Annotated in this window: 23 protein-coding genes; 12 read left to right on the forward strand and 11 right to left on the reverse strand. The window is 64.7% G+C overall.

Going from position 1 to position 19285, the window contains the following annotated elements; all coding sequences use genetic code 11:
- Positions 1 to 63: 63 nt before the first annotated feature.
- Positions 64 to 309: a hypothetical protein gene (locus OGR47_RS07230; RefSeq protein WP_165048293.1), complete on the reverse strand. Its 246-nt coding sequence runs from the start codon at positions 307 to 309 to the stop codon at positions 64 to 66.
- Positions 310 to 779: 470 nt separating this feature from the next.
- Between OGR47_RS07230 and OGR47_RS07235 the strand changes: the two genes are divergently transcribed.
- The 3 genes from OGR47_RS07235 (at position 780) to scpB (ending at position 3084) form a co-directional block, all read left to right on the forward strand.
- Entirely contained in the window at positions 780 to 1307 is a 528-nt protein-coding gene (locus OGR47_RS07235; protein ID WP_246729535.1) for a Uma2 family endonuclease, read from the forward strand.
- A 138-nt stretch (positions 1308 to 1445) separates the two neighbouring features.
- Positions 1446 to 2249 carry a segregation and condensation protein A gene (locus OGR47_RS07240; RefSeq protein ID WP_165048297.1) on the forward strand — a complete coding sequence of 268 codons (804 nt, stop codon included), beginning with the start codon at positions 1446 to 1448 and terminating at the stop codon, positions 2247 to 2249.
- Positions 2250 to 2334: 85 nt separating this feature from the next.
- Positions 2335 to 3084 (forward strand): SMC-Scp complex subunit ScpB, encoded by a 750-nt coding sequence (gene scpB / locus OGR47_RS07245; RefSeq protein WP_165048299.1) that lies wholly within the window; start codon positions 2335 to 2337, stop codon positions 3082 to 3084.
- A 136-nt stretch (positions 3085 to 3220) separates the two neighbouring features.
- Here scpB and OGR47_RS07250 read toward each other — a convergent pair whose 3' ends face one another.
- Entirely contained in the window at positions 3221 to 3550 is a 330-nt protein-coding gene (locus tag OGR47_RS07250) for a TfoX/Sxy family protein (protein ID WP_165048301.1), read from the reverse strand.
- Positions 3551 to 3904: 354 nt separating this feature from the next.
- On the opposite strand from OGR47_RS07250, the gene OGR47_RS07255 reads away from it, so the two are divergent.
- The 4 genes from OGR47_RS07255 to serS all read left to right on the forward strand — a co-directional run bounded on the left by OGR47_RS07255 (position 3905) and on the right by serS (position 7358).
- A complete protein-coding gene (locus OGR47_RS07255; RefSeq protein ID WP_165048304.1) occupies positions 3905 to 4135 on the forward strand; it encodes a twin-arginine translocase TatA/TatE family subunit in 231 nt (76 codons plus the stop codon).
- 165 nt (positions 4136 to 4300) lie between these two features.
- Complete coding sequence (locus OGR47_RS07260; RefSeq protein ID WP_165048306.1) at positions 4301 to 4774, forward strand: preprotein translocase subunit TatA; 474 nt, start codon at positions 4301 to 4303, stop codon at positions 4772 to 4774.
- Complete coding sequence (gene tatC / locus OGR47_RS07265; RefSeq protein WP_165048308.1) at positions 4771 to 5559, forward strand: twin-arginine translocase subunit TatC; 789 nt, start codon at positions 4771 to 4773, stop codon at positions 5557 to 5559. The genes OGR47_RS07260 and tatC overlap by 4 nt, the downstream gene beginning before the upstream one ends.
- A 320-nt stretch (positions 5560 to 5879) precedes the next feature.
- The gene (serS, locus tag OGR47_RS07270) at positions 5880 to 7358 is read left to right on the forward strand and encodes a serine--tRNA ligase (RefSeq protein WP_165048310.1); all 1479 of its coding nucleotides are present in this window, start codon (positions 5880 to 5882) and stop codon (positions 7356 to 7358) included.
- Positions 7359 to 7565: 207 nt separating this feature from the next.
- Here serS and OGR47_RS07275 read toward each other — a convergent pair whose 3' ends face one another.
- Positions 7566 to 7943, reverse strand: a complete 378-nt coding sequence (locus OGR47_RS07275) for a hypothetical protein (protein ID WP_165048313.1) — start codon at positions 7941 to 7943, stop codon at positions 7566 to 7568.
- A 187-nt stretch (positions 7944 to 8130) separates the two neighbouring features.
- Positions 8131 to 8535, reverse strand: coding sequence for an SH3 domain-containing protein (locus OGR47_RS07280; protein ID WP_165048315.1), 405 nt, complete (start codon positions 8533 to 8535; stop codon positions 8131 to 8133).
- A gap of 113 nt (positions 8536 to 8648) precedes the next feature.
- Between OGR47_RS07280 and surE the strand changes: the two genes are divergently transcribed.
- The 3 genes from surE (at position 8649) to OGR47_RS07295 (ending at position 11842) form a co-directional block, all read left to right on the forward strand.
- Entirely contained in the window at positions 8649 to 9434 is a 786-nt protein-coding gene (surE, locus tag OGR47_RS07285) for a 5'/3'-nucleotidase SurE (protein WP_165048317.1), read from the forward strand.
- The gene (locus tag OGR47_RS07290; protein WP_165048319.1) at positions 9431 to 10108 is read left to right on the forward strand and encodes a protein-L-isoaspartate O-methyltransferase family protein; all 678 of its coding nucleotides are present in this window, start codon (positions 9431 to 9433) and stop codon (positions 10106 to 10108) included. Before surE ends, OGR47_RS07290 begins: the two co-directional genes overlap by 4 nt.
- A gap of 126 nt (positions 10109 to 10234) precedes the next feature.
- Positions 10235 to 11842 carry a LysM peptidoglycan-binding domain-containing M23 family metallopeptidase gene (locus OGR47_RS07295; RefSeq protein WP_246729536.1) on the forward strand — a complete coding sequence of 536 codons (1608 nt, stop codon included), beginning with the start codon at positions 10235 to 10237 and terminating at the stop codon, positions 11840 to 11842.
- Between the two features lie 93 nt (positions 11843 to 11935).
- Here OGR47_RS07295 and OGR47_RS07300 read toward each other — a convergent pair whose 3' ends face one another.
- Positions 11936 to 12241, reverse strand: coding sequence for a YkgJ family cysteine cluster protein (locus tag OGR47_RS07300; RefSeq protein WP_165048321.1), 306 nt, complete (start codon positions 12239 to 12241; stop codon positions 11936 to 11938).
- Between the two features lie 97 nt (positions 12242 to 12338).
- On the reverse strand, positions 12339 to 14132 hold the full coding sequence (locus OGR47_RS07305; RefSeq protein ID WP_165048323.1) for a putative bifunctional diguanylate cyclase/phosphodiesterase: 1794 nt from the start codon (positions 14130 to 14132) through the stop codon (positions 12339 to 12341).
- 240 nt (positions 14133 to 14372) lie between these two features.
- Between OGR47_RS07305 and OGR47_RS07310 the strand changes: the two genes are divergently transcribed.
- The gene (locus OGR47_RS07310) at positions 14373 to 14666 is read left to right on the forward strand and encodes a hypothetical protein (RefSeq protein WP_165048326.1); all 294 of its coding nucleotides are present in this window, start codon (positions 14373 to 14375) and stop codon (positions 14664 to 14666) included.
- Here the strand turns inward: OGR47_RS07310 and zapE are convergent.
- The 4 genes from zapE to OGR47_RS07330 all read right to left on the reverse strand — a co-directional run bounded on the left by zapE (position 14641) and on the right by OGR47_RS07330 (position 17475).
- Complete coding sequence (gene zapE, locus OGR47_RS07315) at positions 14641 to 15819, reverse strand: cell division protein ZapE (RefSeq protein ID WP_165048328.1); 1179 nt, start codon at positions 15817 to 15819, stop codon at positions 14641 to 14643. The two genes, OGR47_RS07310 and zapE, sit on opposite strands and share 26 nt — an antisense overlap.
- Entirely contained in the window at positions 15819 to 16316 is a 498-nt protein-coding gene (locus OGR47_RS07320; protein WP_165048330.1) for a GNAT family N-acetyltransferase, read from the reverse strand. The genes zapE and OGR47_RS07320 overlap by 1 nt, the downstream gene beginning before the upstream one ends.
- A 72-nt stretch (positions 16317 to 16388) precedes the next feature.
- Positions 16389 to 16868, reverse strand: a complete 480-nt coding sequence (locus tag OGR47_RS07325; protein ID WP_165048332.1) for a hypothetical protein — start codon at positions 16866 to 16868, stop codon at positions 16389 to 16391.
- A gap of 91 nt (positions 16869 to 16959) precedes the next feature.
- A complete protein-coding gene (locus OGR47_RS07330; protein ID WP_165048334.1) occupies positions 16960 to 17475 on the reverse strand; it encodes an NUDIX domain-containing protein in 516 nt (171 codons plus the stop codon).
- A 176-nt stretch (positions 17476 to 17651) separates the two neighbouring features.
- On the opposite strand from OGR47_RS07330, the gene OGR47_RS07335 reads away from it, so the two are divergent.
- Entirely contained in the window at positions 17652 to 18548 is an 897-nt protein-coding gene (locus tag OGR47_RS07335) for a metallophosphoesterase family protein (protein WP_165048337.1), read from the forward strand.
- Here the strand turns inward: OGR47_RS07335 and OGR47_RS07340 are convergent.
- A complete protein-coding gene (locus OGR47_RS07340) occupies positions 18533 to 19270 on the reverse strand; it encodes a hypothetical protein (protein WP_165048463.1) in 738 nt (245 codons plus the stop codon). The two genes, OGR47_RS07335 and OGR47_RS07340, sit on opposite strands and share 16 nt — an antisense overlap.
- Between the last annotated feature and the right edge of the window lie 15 nt (positions 19271 to 19285).

The following is a 19285-nucleotide window of genomic DNA, read 5'->3' on the forward strand; positions in this document are numbered from 1 at the left end:
AAACGCCCCGACCGTCGATGCAACGGGTCGGGGCGTTTTCGTCTCAGGCCAAATCTTGCAAGCCTAGTGGCACCTGCCGGTCCAGTGGCGGATGCCCTTGGTGACTTCTGCCGGCGAATAGGAAACGAAGCAGTCGGGCCGAGCATTGGTCTGGGGCGCGCCGGCCATGAGGTCGTCGGCGCTATTCTCTGCAGCGCGCGCATAGAAATCCTGAGGGTGTGCGCGTTTGTGCTTCTCTGCCGCGAGCGCTCCCGAGGCCAGGCTGGTTCCCACCAAAATCAGGGTCAAAAAAAGCCGGTTACGGATCATGGATATTCCCCCTTGTGTCGATGCGTTCTTACATTTTGTGCCTATTAACAAGGCAAATAACCGTCCATTGATTAGGCATAGTGACGATTAGTTAGTCATATGGACTACATTTCGATCACCAATTCACAAAGAGCCACGCGGGACGATTTTCGTTGGTCCAATTCGGGTGGATGAGAGGAAAGAAGGCCGGCGAAAGCATGCGCTTGCTGAATAAGGTATTGAATATATTTACAATAATATTTGTTCGGGCGGGTCTGCTCGAGAAGCTGCGCGTTCGTGGCTTACGCCTTCGGAGCGTCACGCAAGGATCAATGGGCGACCGCGCAGGCGTTTTCGCTCGCGCCTGATTCGCGGGCGCACGCGCTGCTTTGGCGATAGTGCGGGGAGCAGAGCCGATTCGGCGAGTGGCGCGGGCAGTCCGGCCGCGCTATCCTCGCTTCATGTCCGCCGCCGCCCTTCCGAAAGAGCGCATGAGCGCCGAAGAATTCATCGCTTGGTCGCAGACTCAGGCGAGGCGCTATGAACTCGCCGACGGCGAGGTTTTCGCCCAGGCGTCGGAGCGCGTCGCGCATGCGAAGATCAAAGGCCGGGTCTATATGGCCCTGCACAACGCCATCCGCGCCAAGGGCCTGCCATGCCATTCTTTGCCAGACGGCATGGCCATCCGCATCGACGCCGACACGGTCTTCGAGCCGGATGCGCAGGTCTATTGCGGCCCGGAGCTGCCGCCCGACACGATCATCGTCGAGAATCCGGTCGTCGTGGTCGAGGTTCTTTCGCCGTCGACCGGGAAGAACGACTCCCTCGGCAAGCTCGCGGCCTATTTCCGACTGCCGAGCGTCGCGCATTACCTGATCGTCTCGCCGGATGCGCGGCTCATTTTCCACCACGCGCGCGGGGAGGGGGAGACGATCCTGACGCGGATCATCCGCGAGGGCTCGGTCACGCTCGACCCGCCGGGGATGGAGATTGCGCTCGCCGACATCTACGGGGAGTAGCGGGGGCTTTATCCACTCCTCTATCTTGTGGATGGGCGCCGCAACGACCCCGCTGCGCTTGCGGGACTGTCACAAAGGGACCAATCTCGGCTCGACATGGTGAATAAGCCGCTTAGACGGCGCGTCGCCGGAGACTGAATGGCCCAGGACCTCTCATTCGATCTGTCCGATGAACCGCGCGCGGAAGGCGAGGCCTTTCTCGTCGACGTCGACGGATTCGAGGGGCCGCTCGATCTGCTGCTGGAGCTTGCCCGCCGCCAGAAGGTCGACCTGTCCCGCATCTCCATTCTGGCGCTTGCCGAGCAATATCTGGCCTTCATCGAGGCGGCGCAGCGGGTGCGGCTGGAGCTGGCGGCCGATTATCTCGTCATGGCCGCCTGGCTCGCCTTTCTGAAGTCGCGGCTGCTGCTGCCGGAGCCGCCCAAGAACAGCGACGAACCCTCGGCGGCCGAGCTCGCCGCCGCGCTCGCCGAGCGCCTCAAGCGGCTGGAGCTGATCCGGCTGGCCGCCGACAAGCTGACCCAGCGGGGGCGGCTCGGGCGCGATATGTTCCTGCGCGGCGGGCCGGAGGGGCTGGAGACCATCTCGCAGGCGAAATATCAGGCGAGCCTTTTCGATCTGCTTTCCGCCTATTCCCGCCAGCGGCAGAAGACAGCCGCCGTCCATGTGGTGCTGAAACAGCGCACGGTCTGGTCGCTCGCCGAGGCGCGCGAGGCACTGGAGCGGCTTGCCGGCGCCGCGGCGGAATGGACCGTGCTCGACGACTATCTGCTGCAATATTGCGCCGACCTGCAAACCGCGCGCACCGTCCGCGCCTCCTCCTTTTCGGCGTCGCTCGAAATGGTGCGCGAGGGGTTTTTCGACATTCGGCAGGACCGGCCTTTCGCGCCGCTCTGGCTCCGCCGCCGCGCTACGCCGGTGGAGAGCGAGGCGTTGATCTAGGCAGGATTTCGGACCGCGAGCCGTCAGGCTTGCTCTTTATCGGCTGCGAGCCTGAGGGCTCGGGATCCTTAAAGGAGGTGGCGCATTGGCGCAGCCAGCGGAAAAAATAGAGCTTTTCGACATCAACAGCGATGAGGCACTGGCCCGCAACGAGGTTGCGTTGCGCGAGGCCGAACGCGTCGTCGAAGCGATGCTTTTCGCCTCGGCCGAACCGCTCGATGAAAGCGAAATGGCGCGGCGCGTCGACGACAGGGTCGAGCTCGCCCAGGTGCTGGAGCGGCTGCGCAACCATTACGCCAATCGCGGCGTGAACCTCACCCGCGTGGGCAAAAAGTGGTTCTTCCGCACCGCAGGGGATTTGAACTGGATCCTCGCCCGCGAGCAGGTGGAGGAAAAGAAGCTCTCCCGCGCCGCGCTCGAGACGCTCGCCATCATCGCCTATCACCAGCCGGCGACCCGCGCCGAGATCGAGGAGATTCGCGGCGTCGCCATTTCCAAGGGCACGCTCGACACGCTGATGGAAACCGGCTGGGTCCGCCTGCGCGGCCGCCGCAAGGCGCCGGGGCGGCCGATCACCTATGGCACGACCGATGCTTTCCTGATGCATTTCGGCCTGGAGCAGATCAGCGATCTACCCGGCCTCGACGAGCTCAAGGCGGCGGGCCTGTTCGACGGCCGCCTGCCCAAGGGCTTCGGCGTGCCGCAGCCCTCCGACGACTCGGCGCTGCGCGACGACGAGGAGCCGCTGGAGGACGACGCCCCGCAGGCGCTGGAGATGGACTTTCCGGAGGAGCCCGAGCCAATCGACGCGCCGGACGCGTTCAACGACGATTGATCCATCATTGCGAGGAGCGAAGCGACGAAGCAATCGATCTGAACTTCTTTATTTCGGAGATCTGGAAATCACCTGCTGAAACGGCCGCTTCAATGCGAAGAGCAACAGGTGAGCGCCGCCCGAAATAACCTGCTCGTCATTTGGCTCGGCGCTTCTGGACCGGAGCCGGCAACTCGACCGTCGAAATCCGGATCAGATCCGCGAGCCACTCGTCATCGTCCCATCTCTCGGGCGAGATGACGAAGCAGGGCTTCGCTCCCTTGTAGGGTGCGCCCACGGTGACGTCGCCGATGAAGTCTCGTCCCCCAGCAGTCGGCTTCACGAAAAGCTGGTCATCGCAGACGAGGGCGACCATTTTCCCGTCGCAGTAGATCCCGTATTCCCCGAACATCTTCCGCGCGGAAACCGCGCCCGCCTTCGCCATCTGCTCGACGATGTAGTCCACGGTGCTTTGTCGAGACGACATGACAACTCCTGCCCGCCGATGGGGCGCGATATTACCTTACAATGGCCGACCGGCCACTTATACCGGACGGGAATGCGCCGCGAGCCCCACCGTCGGCTCTTTAGGGTCGGTCCACTCGACCCGGCGCTTCTTGCGCGCCGGGGTCTCGGCGTCGTCGCCCGGGCGCAGGATGCGCGGCGTCTTCTCCCCATCGAGAAGCCGCGACGCCGCTCTGGATCGCTTCGCTCCGCTCGCAATGACGGTGAAAACCTATCATTTCGCTAGCCTGTCGCCTTGTTTTTGAGCCGCGGGCCGCATAGGTTCCCGTGAGTTTGGTCGGCGGTCCCGGCCTGTTTCCCAACGGAGGTTTCCGCCATGGGCGGTCTCTCGATCTGGCACTGGATCATCGTCGGCGGCGTAGCGTTCATTTTGTTCGGCGGAAAGTTCAAGATTTCCGACGTGATGGGCGACGTCGCCAAGGGCATCAAAGCCTTCAAGAAGGGCATGGCCGAGGATGAAACCGCCGAGGCGGCGAAGCCGGTCGGAGAGCGCGTCGAGCCGCGGGCCATCGAGGCGAATAAATCGGCGAGCGGCGATAAGGTTTGACGGCGTAGGGGCGGCTTTGGCCCCTCCCTGTCCCTCCCCCGTTAAAGCCGGAGAGGGGACGCTCACGATCAGCGTTGTCGATGCAGGCCGCAATCTGCTCCCTCTCCCTCGATAGCGGGGGAGGGTTGGGGAGGGGGCGCCTCCCATACTCTTCTCGGACTGGGAATGTTCGATCTCGACCCCGGAAAACTCCTCGTCATCGGCATCGTCGCGTTGATCGCGATTCCGTCGAAGGATTTGCCGCGCGTGCTGCGCACTTTGGGCCAGGTGACGGGCCGCATGCGGCGCATGGCCAATGAGTTCCAGGACCAGTTCATGGCGGCCATGCGCGAGGCCGAGCTCGACGATCTGAAAAAGCAGATCGAAGAGACGAACAGCGCCATCATGGCCGGCACGAATCTCAACGGCGCCTTCGATCCGCTGGCGGAGGCGCGCAAGCAGATCGTGAGCGCGATCGAGGACGGCGACAAAAAATCCCCGCAGGAGCACCTGCCTCATTCCGAGGAGCCGCAAAGCGGCGTCTCGACGGAGGGGCAGCCTGCCACGGACGCTTCACCCCTCGAGACGCCTTCGACCGCTCCTCAGGATGAGGTCGGCGGTAACGTCGAGGCGGGCGCTGCGCAAAAGGCCGATAAATGACCGAGGCCGACGAAGCCGAAATCGAAGCCTCCAAGGCGCCGCTGATCGAACATCTGATGGAATTGCGCGAGCGGCTCATCAAGGCGCTGCTCGCCTTTCTGGCGACGTTCATCCTGGCCTTCTTCTTCGCCAAGGACATCTACAACATTCTCGTCATCCCCTACACGCAAGTGGCGGGACCGGAGGCGCGACTGATCTACACCGCGCCGCAGGAATATTTCTTCACCCAGATCAAGGTCGCGCTCTTTATGGCGGCCTTCCTGTCTTGCCCGATCGTGCTGTCGCAGCTTTACGCCTTCGTCGCGCCCGGGCTCTATCGGAACGAGCGCGCGGCCTTCCGGCCGTATCTGTTCGCGACCCCCGTGTTCTTCGCCGTCGGCGCGCTGGTGGTTTACTTCCTCGTGATGCCCAATCTGCTGCGCTTCTTCATCGGCATGCAGCAGGCCAACGAGCCGGGGAAGGCGCAGATCGAGCTGTTGCCGCGCGTCTCGGAATATCTCTCGCTCATCATGACGCTGGTGCTCGCCTTCGGCGTCGTCTTCCAGATGCCGGTGATTCTGACTCTCCTGGGGCAGGTGGGCATCGTCTCTTCCGAATTCCTGAAAGAGAAGCGCCGCTACGCTATCGTCATCGTCTTCGTCATCGCGGCGGTCCTGACGCCGCCGGACGTCTTCTCGCAGCTCGCGCTCGCGCTGCCGGGGATGCTGCTTTACGAGGCGTCGATCTATTCCGTCCGCATGGTCGAGAAGAAGAGGGCGGAGCAGGAAGCAGCGGCGCAGGAATAAGCGACAGCGCGCCGCTTGACCGCATTACGCGCCTGCGGGAGAAGGCCCCAAGTTTTTCCAGCGTCATGGCCGGGCTTGTCCCGGCCATCCACGCCGAGACGTCGCGGCCACGCTAGAGCGCATTCCGCAAAAGTTGATAGACTTTTGCGAAAAGAATGCGCTCCAGCTTTTTGAATTTGCGCGCTTTCTCATCGCTCGGATGATGCGAGCGGAAAGCGCGCAGGAGCACTGCCGCAGCGGCGCGGCGTGGATGCCCGGCACAAGGCCGGGCATGACGCGGTTACATTCGAACTCTGACGCCAAACGCCCGGTAGCCCGACATGTATGACATCAAATGGATTCGCGAGAACGCTGAAGTCTTCGACAAAGGCCGTGAGCGGCGCGGGCTTGCCCCGATGTCGGCCGAACTCTTCGCGCTCGACGACGCGCGCCGTGCGGCCATCGCTGAATTGCAGAAGGCGCAGGAGCGCCGCAATGCGGCCTCGAAGGAAATCGGCGCCGCGATGAAGGCCGGCGACAGCGCCAAGGCGGAAGCGCTCAAGGCCGAAGTCGCGCAGATCAAGGATAATTGGCCGGCGCTGGAGCAGGCGGAGCGCGACGCCATCGCGGCGCTCGATACTGCGTTGTCGAGCATCCCCAACACGCCGCTCGATGCTGTGCCGGATGGCAAGGACGAGAATGAGAATGTCGAGGTCTTCCGTTGGGGGACGCCGCGCACATTCGACTTCACCGCGAAAGAGCATTTCGAGATCGGCGAGGGTCTCGGCTTCATGGATTTCGAGACGGCCGCCAAGCTTTCGGGCGCGCGTTTCGTTGTGAATAAAGGCCCGCTGGCGCGGCTGGAGCGCGCGCTCGCGCAATTCATGCTCGATCTGCACACGGGCGAGCATGGCTATATGGAAGTGAACCCGCCGCTGCTCGTGCGCGACGAAGCAATGGTCGGCACGGCGCAACTGCCGAAATTTGACGAGGACCAGTTCTACGTTAGCTATACGCCAGAGCTTTCGAAGTTGGCTGCGGCAAATGCATTAGAAGGATCGGCAGCAAAGCAAGAGGCCGCCGCTGCTGCGGCTAGGGAAAAATTAGATGCCGGCGCACAAAATCGGCACGGCCTTCAGCTTGAAGAGATCGCAAAAAAGCAACAAGCGTCGCGAAGCCGCGAAGCAGCGGCTGCACTGCGGAATGCGGATCATTACTGGCTCATTCCCACGGCCGAAGTCCCGCTGACGAACCTCGTCCGCGAATCCATTCTCGACGAGTCCCAGCTCCCGATCCGCATGACCGCCGGCACCTATTGCTTCCGCGCCGAGGCGGGCGCGGCGGGCAAGGACACCCGCGGTATGATCCGCCAGCATCAGTTCTACAAGGTGGAGCTCGTCTCGATCACCGCGCCCGAGCAATCGCTGGAAGAGCACGAGCGCATGACCGGCTGCGCCGAGAAAGTGCTGCAGGCGCTGGAGTTGCCCTATCGCAAGGTCGTGCTCTGCACCGGCGACATGGGCTTCGCCTCGCAGAAGACCTACGATCTCGAAGTTTGGCTGCCGGGGCAGGGGAAATATCGCGAGATTTCCTCCTGCTCGGTCTGCGGCGACTTCCAGGCGCGCCGCATGAACGCGCGCTCGCGCGGACCGGATGGCAAGCCGCGTTTCGTGCATACGCTCAACGGCTCGGGCGTCGCGGTCGGCCGCGCCATGGTGGCGGTGCTGGAGAATTATCAGGAGGCCGACGGCGCAGTGACAGTGCCGGCGGCGCTGCAACCCTATATGGGCGGCCTCACGCGCATTGCGCGAAGCGTGTAACGAGACAACGGAAGCGCTGGCGGCAGCGGCGCCAAATACCTCCCCTTTACGGCGAGGTCGGCGGCCAAAGGCCGCCGGGTGGGGCTCGCGCCGTTACGACTCGGGTTGGGGCGGACCCCACCCGACCCCGCTTGCGCGGGGCCACCCTCCCCGTAAAGGGGAGGGATTTGCCGGCGCCTAGCAAATGCCGGGCGACCAGGGCGTCAGCTAGCGCAGAACGCTGACGCCGGCGTCGACGATTTGCCCCGCGGCCATCACCGGCGCGGAGACGATTGCGACGCCCAGCTCCGCCGGGCCGCCATCCTGATAGCCGGCGACGCCGCCGCGCGGGCCGTATACCGTCCCGTCGAGGACGCGCGGCATGTAAATGTAGCCGGCGTGCGGGCCGTGAATCACGGCGCACCAGCTATGGTTGCAGTGGTCGATATTGATGATGTCGCCGGCGGCGAGCGTCATCAAATGGGGTCCATTGGGGTGCGCGTGAAGCATGAAGTTTCCGCCGAGCATGGCCTCGAAGGCGGACGCGCTCGAAACCGAGCCAACAAAAGCGACAGCAGCGATCAGTGAATAGTAAATCGTACGCATGATTGCCTCCCCACTTAAGATGCAGGCAAGCGAGGATATGGGGCGCTAAAACGCGAGGGCTATGCCCGAGGCCGCGTTTTTTCTCGGGCTTCACTAAGAGCGGGTCAAAAGGCCGCGGCGGATTCGACCGAAGCAAACCCGGGGGAGGAGCCGCTCCTCCGGATTGCTTCGCCTTGCAGCACAATGCTCAGTAGCCTGCGACGACCGGCGGTTGCATCGGTCCTGCCTGCCCATAAGCAGCCGGACCGCCGAAAATGTCGCCAGCGGCTTCGAACGGGGCCGCCAGCAATCCGAACGGGCCCGCGTCTCCGTAACCGGCCGAACCGTAATAGCCGGCCGCGCCCGTGCCTGCGACGAGCAGCGGCGATGGAACGAAGCCCACGGCAGGCCCATATTGAACGCGGCACCAGGCGCGGCACGGGCCGGCCTCGACGGCCGCGCCAGCCGGGATCGTGGCGAGGATGGCGCTACGCATACCCGGGCGGGCGCGCAAGGCGGTGTCCGCCGAAACAATGGCGGGGGCGGCGACCGCCCAGCCAACCGAAGCCGCAAGCCCAACAGCGACAAACACAGGCGTGAATTTCGAACGCATGGCAGACTCCCTACGCTTTACCCAGACCCCTGAACCATGTAGGGCGTGCGTGGGCGCGAGCCTTTGCCCAGCGCTCAAAAACATGCCCTTTCCTCCACGGTCACGCCCGAGCGATGCGTATTCTCATCACCAATGACGATGGCGTTCACGCGCCCGGCCTCGCAGTCGCGGAAAAGATCGCGCGGGCGATTTCCGACGACATTTTCATCGTGGCGCCGGAAACCGAGCAGTCGGGCGTCGCGCATTCGCTGTCGATCAACGATCCGCTGCGATTGCGCGAAATCTCGCCGCGCCATTTCGCGGTGAAGGGCACGCCGACCGATTGCGTGATCATGGCCGTGCGCAAGCTGATGCTCGATAGCCCGCCCGATCTCGTGATCTCTGGCGTCAACAGCGGCCAGAACCTCGCCGAGGATGTGACTTACTCCGGCACGATCGCGGGCGCGATGGAGGCGACGATCCTCGGCATTCCGGCGATCGCGCTCTCGCAATGCTATGATTTTTTCTCGGGCCGGCGCACGATCCATTGGGAATGCGCGGAGGCGCATGGCGGGGCCATTGTGCGCAAGGTGCTGGCGGCGGGCATTCCCGGCAATGTGCTGATGAACGTCAATTTCCCGGCCTGCGTCCCCGGCGACGTCAAGGGCGTCGCCGTCACCATGCAGGGGCGGCGCAGCAATGATCTCATGCGCATCGAGGATCGCCAGGACGGGCGCGGCAATCCCTATCATTGGATTTCCTTCCAGCGCGGCAGCTTCACGCCGGGGCAGGGAACGGATCTGCTGGCGATCGACGAGAACAGGATCTCCGTCACGCCGCTTCAGCTCGATCTTACGGATCATCCGACGGTGACGCGGCTCGCCGGCGCTTTCGAGGAAGGCCTGAAGGAGCCCATATGAACGATCCCGCCGCCAAGGCTGCCGTCGAGGAGCGCGCGGCCTTGCTCCTCGCCGTGCGTCGGGCGGGGGTGCGGGATATCTCGGTCATGCGCGCCGTCGAGGCCGTGCCGCGCGAGGCCTTTGCCCCTTACAAGTTCCACGATCTTGCCAATCGCAACCTGGCGTTGCCGCTCGGCTGCGGGCAGGTCATGTCTCGCCCAGCCGATGTGGGCCAGCGCATAGAAGCGCTGCGGGTCGGCAAGGGGCATCGGGTGCTGGAGGTGGGGACCGGCTCCGGTTATGGGACGGCGATCCTCGCGCGTCTTGCCTGGGAGGTCGTCTCGCTCGAGCGGTTCGAGACTCTCGCCATCGAAGCCGTGCGGCGGCTCGCCGCCTTGGAGGTCGCCAACGCCGCCGTGCTTCATGCCGACGGTCTCGCGCCGGAGCCGACGCTTGGGGAGTTCGACCGCATCCTTGTCGAGGCCGCGCTCGACACCCCGCCTGATGCGCTCATCGCCATGCTTTCGCCCGGCGGAACGCTGGTTTACGCCCGCAGGGAGCCTCAGACGGGCGAGAAGCGCGCGCGTCAACGATTGATTAAGGTTGATCGCACGGAAAGCGACGGGCCGCGCGAGACCGATCTCGGGCCGCACAGGCTCGGCGCAGCGGCGATCGGCCTTGCAAAAGCCTTATGAATTGAGAATTTGCATATGATGAAGATTTTCATGAAGGCGCTCGTCAAAGATTCATCTTAAACGCCTCCTTAACCGACCTGCGCCTACAACCAAGACGTTGTTGGTGCGTGCGAGTGGGTCGGCGTCATGGCTATCAAGCGTCAAATTTCCAATTCGCGGGTCGCATTGCGGCTCATGATGGCCGCCGGGGCGGCCGCTCTGATGTCGGGTTGCTCCGACGCCACGCGTTTTTCCGATCCCTTCTCTGATCCTTTCGGCGGGTCCGGCTCCAGCGCCGCCGCCCAGCGAAGCGCCGCCGTGCGCGGCGTCGATCGTTCGCCGACCGGCGCGATCGCCAATCCGGCTCCGGCTCGCGTCGAATCCCGTCCATTAGCGCCGCCGACCGCCGCTACGGCCCCCAACGCTGCCGCCGCTGCGCCCCGCACGCCTGTCGCCGCCGCTGCGCCCGCTTCAGCGGGGCCCGCCCAGGCCCATTGGACCGCGGATGGCGGCACGCCGATCACTGTGGCGCCAAGCGAGACGGCGGCCATGCTCGCCACCCGCTACGGCGTCCCGGCCGATGCGCTGCTGCATACGAATGGCTACAACAACGCCGCTCAGGTGCAGCCGGGCGCTCGTTTGATCATTCCGGTCTATCGCGCCGGCGCGGTCGCCCGTTCGACGGCGCCCGCCGCGGCTCCGGCGCCGGCCCCTGCGCCAGCAAAGGTCGCGGCCGCCGAGCCGAAGGTCGATCCCAAGGCGGAAGCCGCCGCCGCCCGCGCGGAGCAGCGCAAGGCGGAAGCCGCTGCGAAGGTCGCTCGCGAGGAGCAGGCGAAAGCCGAACGCGCCGCCAAGGTCGCCCGCGAGGACGAGGCCAAGGCCAAAAAGGCCGAAGCGACCGCCCGCGAGCTTGATGCGAAGCGTCTGAAGAAGGCCGAGGCCGAAAAGGCCGCCGAAGGGGCGCGCCTCGCCAAGATCGACGCCGAGAAGGCGGTTGCCGAAAAGGCGGCCGAGACCAAGAAGCTCGCGGAGGTGAAAAAGCTCGAGGCGAAGAAGCAGGCGGAAGCCAAGGCCGCCGAGGCCAAAGTCGCCGCCGAGAAAGCCAAGCTCGCAAAGGCCGAGGCTTCTAAATCCAAGGCCGACGCCGTGGCGAAGGCCGAAGCCGCGAAGGCGGCGGCGGAGGCGAAGCTCGCTAAGGCTGAGGCCGACAAGGCGGCCAAGGCCGAGCGCCTCGCCAAGGCGGCCGCCGAACGTGAGCAGCCGAAAGTTGCGATGGCCGAGAGGTCGGTTGAGCCGGCTCCCGCCGGCAAGCAGGTCGATCGGGGAACAACTGCCTCCATCCCGTCCGCCGAGGAGACGACCAAGGTCGCGGCGACCGAGGGCGACCGTCCCGAGTTCCGGTGGCCGGCGCGCGGCCGCATCATTCAGGGCTTCTCGTCCGGCGGCAATGACGGCATCAACATCGCCGTGCCGGAGGGCACGCCTGTGAAGGCCGCCGAAGGCGGGCAGGTGGCTTACGCCGGCAGCGAGCTGAAGGGCTACGGCAATCTGGTGCTGATCCGTCACCCGAACGGCTTCGTCACCGCCTACGCCCACAATGGCGAGCTCGAGGTCAAGCGCGGCGAGACGGTGAAGCGCGGCCAGACCATCGCCCGGTCGGGGCAGTCCGGCAATGTCGGCTCGCCACAGCTTCACTTCGAGCTGCGCAAGGGCTCGACCCCGGTCGATCCGACGAATTATCTCGCCGGTCTCTGAACGAGCGAGAGAGGAACTCTCCGGCGTCCGCGAGACACTGGCGGCGGAGATAGCGAGGCGGCGGGTCCCAAGAAAGGCCCGCCGCCTGATTTTTTATAATCCAGCGAGCCCGTAGCTCGACCGCGCCCGCAGGCATTTCTCGTCACCCGGCTCGACCGATCGGCAAGGGGAAGGGCGCGCGTCATAGACGGCGCAGCGCGTCTCCTGGCCGACCTCGCCGCTCAGCGCCGCGCAGCGCGGCTTCCTGCAATTCGTCCCGAGCATATGCGCCATGGTCGGGGTAAGCGGGCCATAGAATTCCTCTGGCAGCCCGCGTTCGAGCGCCTCCGCCCAGTAGAAGGACACGCGAAATTGGGCGCAACAGGCGCCGCAGGTCGTGCAGGGATTGATCTGTTCCATAAGGGGCGGCTGCGCGATCGCTTCCGATCTTTGGACGTTCGATATAGGCCGGGTGGCGATGGCCGCGCAATGGACGTCGGGAGAAGGGGGCTTGGCGTTAAGCCGCGCTCACTGTCCGCCGGGATTGAATATGTTGCGCGGGAAGCGCCTTGCCGTCGCGCACCGCGAGCCAGCGCTCCAATTCGTCTGCAGGCATTGGGCGCGCGAAGAGGAAGCCCTGCATCTTGTCGCAGCCGGCGAGGCGCAGGAAGGCGGCCTGTTCGTCGGTCTCTATGCCTTCTGCGATCGTCGCATGACCCAGCGCATGCGCCATGCTGATCGTCGCGCGAACGATCGCCTGCGCCTTCTGATCGGAGGCCACCGCCTCGGTGAGCGAGCGGTCGATCTTCAGGAAATTGACCGGAAGCTTCGCAAGCTGCGAGAGGTTCGAGAATCCAACGCCGAAATCGTCGATGGAAATGGCGAGGCCCGCGTCGCGCAAGGCGGCGACGCGGGCTGCGGCGGTGTCGAAGTCCGTCATCACCATGGTCTCGGTGATTTCGACTTCGATCAACCCAGGGTCGACGCCGTGATGCCTCAGGAGCGAAATGAGGCCCGGCACGAATAAGGGGTCGTCGAATTGCGCGGGAGACACGTTGATCGCGACCGGAATCCGCATCCCCTGATCGGCCCACTTCCGGCATTGCCTCAGCGCCAGGTTGAGGACCGCGGTCCCAAGCTCCGGCATAAGCCCGGCCTGCTCGGCGATGGGGATGAATTTGCCCGGTGGCACCATGCCGCGGATTGGATGGTTCCAACGCAGCAGCGCCTCGACGCCCGCGACAGACAGGCGCGCAGACTCGACCTTCGGTTGGAAATACATGGTCAGCGCGTCTGACTCGATGGCCTCGCGCAGCTCATATTCCAGCTCGTTTCTTTCGACCGCGCTCGACCGCAGCGCCGGCTCGAAGCGGACATAATTGTTTTTTCCTTTTTGCTTCGCCGCGTACATCGCAATGTCAGCGAGGCGGAGAAGCTCGTGCGGGTTCGTGGCGTCCTGGGGCGCGCGCGCCACGCCGACGCTGGCCCCGATCTGAATCTTATGTCCCTCGATCTCGAAAGGCCTTGCCAGCGACGCCACAATCGTCCGCGCGATATGCTCGACATGCGCGGGATCATTTACCTCGGGAACGAGCGCGATGAACTCGTCTCCGGCGAAACGGGCGAAGACAATATCTTCGGGGCAGGTGTCGCAAAGCTCTCCAAAGGCGGTCATGCAAGTGGCGAGATCCTCGAAGCGCCGGTGGAAGGCCTCGGCCGCAACCCTCCGGCTGACCGCCCTGAGAAGTTCGTCGCCGATCTCATGGCCGAAAGTGTCATTGATCGATTTGAAACCGTCCAGGTCGATGAAAAAAAGGCTTCCGCGACAGGCGCCGGGCTCGCCGCTGAGCTTCGCTCCCAGGGACAGAACGTGATTGATCGCAGCGCGGTTGGGCAGGCCGGTGACGGCGTCGCTATGCGCCAGCGTATTCATCCGCCTGATGTTGGCGTTCAGGCGCTCGACCATCTTGTGGAAGCTTTTCGCCAGCCCCCCAACCTCGCAAGCGCAGTCGATTTCCACGGGGCTGTTGACGTCGCCCGCCGCGATGGCGTCGGCGCTTTCGCGAAGCGCGACGATGGTTCCCGCGAGCCGACTGGCCGCCGCATAGGTGATCATTGCAGGCAGGGCCGCGGTCTCGGCGATGGCTAGGCCAATGACCGCCCAATCCGGCTGCGGCCCGACGGCGTGAAGCAGGAGATAGGTCAGGCCCAACGCACAGGCGCCCGAGACAACCATGCTCATCAGACAGAAACGGATTGGAATGCTGTTCAGCCCCCGCCCAAAGTCGGCGTCTCTGTCATCCTCGATCATGGGTCGGCTTTCGGTCCTTTGCGCGCCCGGACTTCGGCGCTCGATTGGGCCGGCAGCTTTGACCGCGCCAGATGTCGGCTAAGTTAAACTAGCGGTTGTGCTTTCGAAAAGCGCTTCTGAAGGTGTGCGGTTTATTGAACGCGACGCCAATCGTTAACTGCCGCTAAAGCACATTTCGGATTGGCGGAAAGCGCGCTAGAAATCACCCGCCTGCACCGCAGCTTGAAGGAGCCTTGGTCTGTGAAATATCGTCTCGCCTGCCTGTTCGTTTTCGCCGTCTCGCCCGCGCTTGCCGTCGATCCTACCGGCATCCCGCAATGCGACGCCTTGCTGAAACGCTACGAGGCTTGCTCTTCGCTGCTCCCGCCGAAGCAGGTGCATGCGGCGCAAAAGGAGCTTCTCGACGGCGCCATGGGAATGCGGGCGGTCGCCAACGACCCGACGAAACGCGTCGACCTCGAGCGCTATTGCTCGGATACGTTCGAGCAGATGAAAAAGGCGAGCGACATCAAGGAGTGCATGTCGAAGCCGTAAGGCTCTGGCCGCCGCGCGACGCTTTTGCAAGCGTCTTTCCGGCGGCGCAATTATCAAGATAGGCACTTGCGCGCATTTCCCCGAGGCGGGAGACGGCGCGCTCGAACTCGCGCGCCTCGCTCCCATGCGGGGCGTCGTAAAGCTGGTCCGGGGCCGCAGCGGCGGAGATCGCCAGCAGCACATGCGCCTCATAGAGCACGTCGATGAGCGTGATCAGCCGCCGCGCCTCATTGCGTTGCTCCGGCGCGAGAACAGGCACGTCGTCGAGAATGATGGCGTCGAAGCGCCGCGCCATTTCCATATAATCCGAGGCCGCGAGCGGCCGTCCGCAAAGATCCGCAAAGCTCAGCCTGGCGACGCGCCCGGCGGCTTGCGGAACGAAGATCGTGCGCCGTCTCACCTCTATGGTCGCTGGCGCGCCGTGGCGCGCGCCGGCAAGGGCGAGGAAGAGCGCGTCCATGGCGGCATGGGCGTTTTCATCCGCGGGCGCGAAATAGACTTCCCCCGTGCAACCATGCCGGGCGCGATAATCGATCGGCGCCGCGAGCCGCAGCACGTCCATGCGCGATTGCAGGATCGCGATGAAGGGCAGGAACAAATCGCGGTTGCGTCCCCCGTCGTAAAGCCGTGACGGCTCGACGTTGGATGTCGCGACGATCACGACGCCATCGGCCAGGAGCGTCAGAAACAGCCGCGCCAGAATGGTGGCGTCGGCGATGTCCGTCACAGCAAATTCGTCGAAGCATAGCAGGCGCGTCTCGGCGGCGATCTCCTGCGCGACGAGCGTCACCGGATCGGCGACGCCGCTCGCCGCCTCGCTGCGAAGCCGGTGCAGCCGATCGTGCACGTCGAACATGAAGCCATGGAAATGGACGCGGCGCTTCTTCTCGACCGGCGCCATGCCGAAGAAGAGATCCATCAACATGGTTTTGCCGCGGCCGACCGGTCCCCATAGGTAGAGGCCGCGCGGCTGCTCCTCTCGCTTGAGCAAGCGCAGGGCGCGCACAAGCGGCCCGGCCGGTTTCTTCTTGGGCTTGGCCAGCGCGTCGATCAGCGCCTGCAGCCGTTTCACCGCCTCGCGCTGCGAAACATCGGGATGAAGCCCGCGCTCGACCACGAGCGCGTCGTAGCCTTCGACAAGAGGATGCTTCATCAGGCGCGCCGCATCCTGCCGCTCGCGGCCTCGAAAGCGCCGGGACGCAATTCGCAATAGAGCAGGCGGTCCGGGTCGACGGGACCGGGCATGACGATCTTGCCGCGCGGCGCGCGGGCGAAGCCGACGCGGGAATAATAGTCGAGATCGCCGACGAGCAGCACCAGCCCATGGCCCGCGGCGCGCGCGGCGTCGAGCGAGTGCTTCATGAGCTTCTCCCCAACGCCTTGCGAGCGGAACGCTGGTTCGACAGTGAGCGGGCCGAGCAAAAGGGCGGGCGCATCGCCGACGAGAATATTGGTCATGCGATTGGCGCCGACGAGCAGCGTGCCGACGCGCGCGACGAAGGACAGAGACAGGTCGGGCGCGACGCCTTCCCGCAGGCGATAGGCCGTGCGGGCGTAACGGCCAGGGCCGAAGGCGCGCTCGTCGAGTTTCTCGATCTGCGCCTCGTCGGCGGCCGTCATGGGGAAGAATTGGATGACAAGGTCGATCATGAGCCGGAGCGAGGCCATAGCACGCGGCGCGCGCCGGAGGCAAAACGGCGACGCGCTTCCACTCAGCCCCTCTCAGAGGCTATGCAACAATTGCCGCACGAAGGGGGCGCGTTTGAAGGCGGCGAGGTCGATCTTCATTTCTTCCCCGTCCTTCGGCTTGCCGCCAACGGCCTTTCGAGCGTCGCCGAGCACGCCGGCGCGATATTCGTCGAGCGAGAGCGCGCCGGATTTGCTTTTATTCCAACGCTTGAAGATCTTGTATTTCGCAAGGTCGTAGGCGTCGGAGCGGCCCTTTTCCGCCGCAAGATCGGCGAGGCCGAAGCTGAAGCGCATCCAGGCGTCGCGCGAAATGGCGCCTGTATGCTTCATGTCCATCTCGGCGAAGGTCTTGTCGATGAAGCGATTGGCTTCGCTCGTCGTGATGACCCCGTCGCGGTTCTCGTCGAATGTCTGGAATATCGCGTCGAGCACATGGACGGCGTCGCTTTGCGCATGGGCGGGCAGGGGGTCGATGGCGACGAAGAGGGCAAGCGCGGCAAGAAAGCGATTCATTTAAAATCCCTAAGACAGCGGCGTTTGTGGCTCGCCCCGGTTTCCTGTCTGGCGGTTGGCCCGAAGAGAATGGGCGCCGGGTCGCGGCGGCTCACCAATAGGGGGAGACCGGCTCGCCCGCCACGACCTCCGCGATCCGCGCGCGGGTGGCGGGCGTCGTATCCGAGGGCAGGGCGTCGAGCGGGAAAAAGCCCGCCTCGGCGATTTCATGGTCTGGCGCCCGCGGCCCCTGACAGTGAAAGTCGCGCACGACATACAGCGCCACATGGTCGCGGGGCGAGATGCGGCGGTTGAGATAGACGCCATGGAGCGCCGGCGCGCCCAGAATATGCACGCCCCCTTCCTCCTCGAGCTCGCGGATCAGGGCCTGCAGCATCGTCTCGCCGCCCTCGACGCCGCCGCCCGGCAGATAGAAGCCCGGCACATAGGTATGGCGCACGAGCAGCACCCGGTCGTCGGCGTCGAGGACGAGGCCGCGCACGCCGAGCGTCATCGGCCGCTGGAACAGCGCGCCGAAGGTGATGATCCGCGAGACAAGCCAGGCGCGCAGCGTCGGCTCTGGGGACGCCTCGGTCGGCGCGGGTGCAACGGGCGGGTGCTGTCTCATGACGCAACTATGGCAAATGGCGCGGGAAGGCTCTAGGACTATTCTCGATGACGACCGGGTGAATAGCGTGGACCGCGAGCCTTAGGCCCGCTCTTGAGAGATGCGCGCCAGAAGGCGCGCGGTCCGAAGGGCGCCGACGATCACCCTAACCCGTGCTCTCCCAACAAAGGTCGAATGTGAGCTTCCTTCTCGCCCATCTCTCCGACGCCCATATCGGGCCGATCCCGCGCCCCAATCTTGCCGATCTGCTCGGAAAACGCGTCACCGGCTATGTGAACTGGCTTTATAAGCGCGCCGGCCAGCACGACATGGGCGTGCTCGCGCGGCTCGTGACGGATATGCGCGCGCAGGCGCCCGACCATGTGCTGATGACGGGCGACATTGTGAACATCGGCTTGCCGGCCGAGATCGCGCTCGCCAAGGACTGGCTCGCCACTTTGGGCGCGGCGCAAGAGGTGAGCTTCACGCCCGGCAATCACGACGCCTATGTGGCCGATGTGACGAAGCTCGTGCACGAGGTCTTCGAGCCCTGGACGACCAGCGAATTGACGACGCCGGGCTTTCCCTATTTGCGCCGGCGCTCGGGCGTCGCGCTGATCGGGCTCGATTCCGGCGTGCCGACCGCGCCTTTCGTCGCCTCCGGCCGGCTGGGGGAACGACAGCTCGCGGCGCTCGGCGCCTTGTTGGATGAGACTAAGGCCGAGGGGCTGACGCGCATCGTATTTTTGCATCATCCGCCCCATGTCGGCGGCGCGCGCCTGCTGCGCGGGCTCGACGACGCCGGGGCGTTCGAGGCGGTGATCGCCAGGCATGGCGCCGAGCTTGTGTTGCACGGCCATAATCACAAGCCGAGCGTCGCTTATATCGCCAGCTCCAACGGCCGCACGCCGGTCGTCGGCGTCGCGTCGGCCTCGGCGCGGCCGGGCGGCCATTATCCGGCGGCCGCCTATAATCTCTACGCCATAGAGCGGGCGGGCGAGGCTCTGCGCATCAACCTGCGACGCCGCGAATTGAACGAAGCGGGAGAAGTCGTCGAGGCAGGCGCCGAGGAGCTGGTTCAGCCCGCGACATAGGTTTTATAGGCCCAGGCCGCGATGACCGCGAGAAGGCCGAAGAAGGCGGCGGAGCTCAGAAGCTCGACGAGATAGAGAAAGAGCCGGTAAGCTTTGCCGTCGAGCGCGCTCCCTTTCTCTTTTACGACCGCCGGGACTCCCGAGCGCAGCGCCTGGGCGCCGCCGCCGCTGGCGTAATCGACCGCCAGCGCTTTCTCCCGCTCGATCAGTCGGTGCGCAATATAGTCCGTCGCGGCGTCGACCATCTCGTCGATGTCAGCGGTTTCGCGAAGCGTGATGCGGCCGTGGCGCGTGTCCTGCAGGAATCGATAGGTCCGCCGGTCACGGTCCATCTCGACGAAGCCGATCTGGTCGATGAACAGGCGCGGGCGTTCGCCCGGCACGACGGCGATGTCGAAAATATCGCAGTCGGGCGGCACTTGCGCCAGAACAGGCGCGAGCGCATCGCCAAGGATCTCGAGCCGCACCACCTCGGCCGCGCGCAGATCGGCGAGGGCGGCCGAATGTTCGGCGTTTTCGATTCGGGCGCGTCGCAAGGCGGTCGCGAGACTCGCCATGCGCTGTTCGAGCGGCGTCTGAGTCGGCTTATCCGCAGCGGCAGCCTTTCCGACGCCGCTTTCTCCGCCAACAATGGACGAAATCCGATTGGTGGAGGCGGGCGCGGGCTTCTTGAGAGCTGTCGGACGGCCGTTGTCGGGCTTGGCAGGCAAAGGATCTTCCATGTCGCTCACTCGCTT

Source organism: Methylocystis sp. MJC1, from assembly GCF_026427715.1.
Lineage (GTDB): Bacteria > Pseudomonadota > Alphaproteobacteria > Rhizobiales > Beijerinckiaceae > Methylocystis.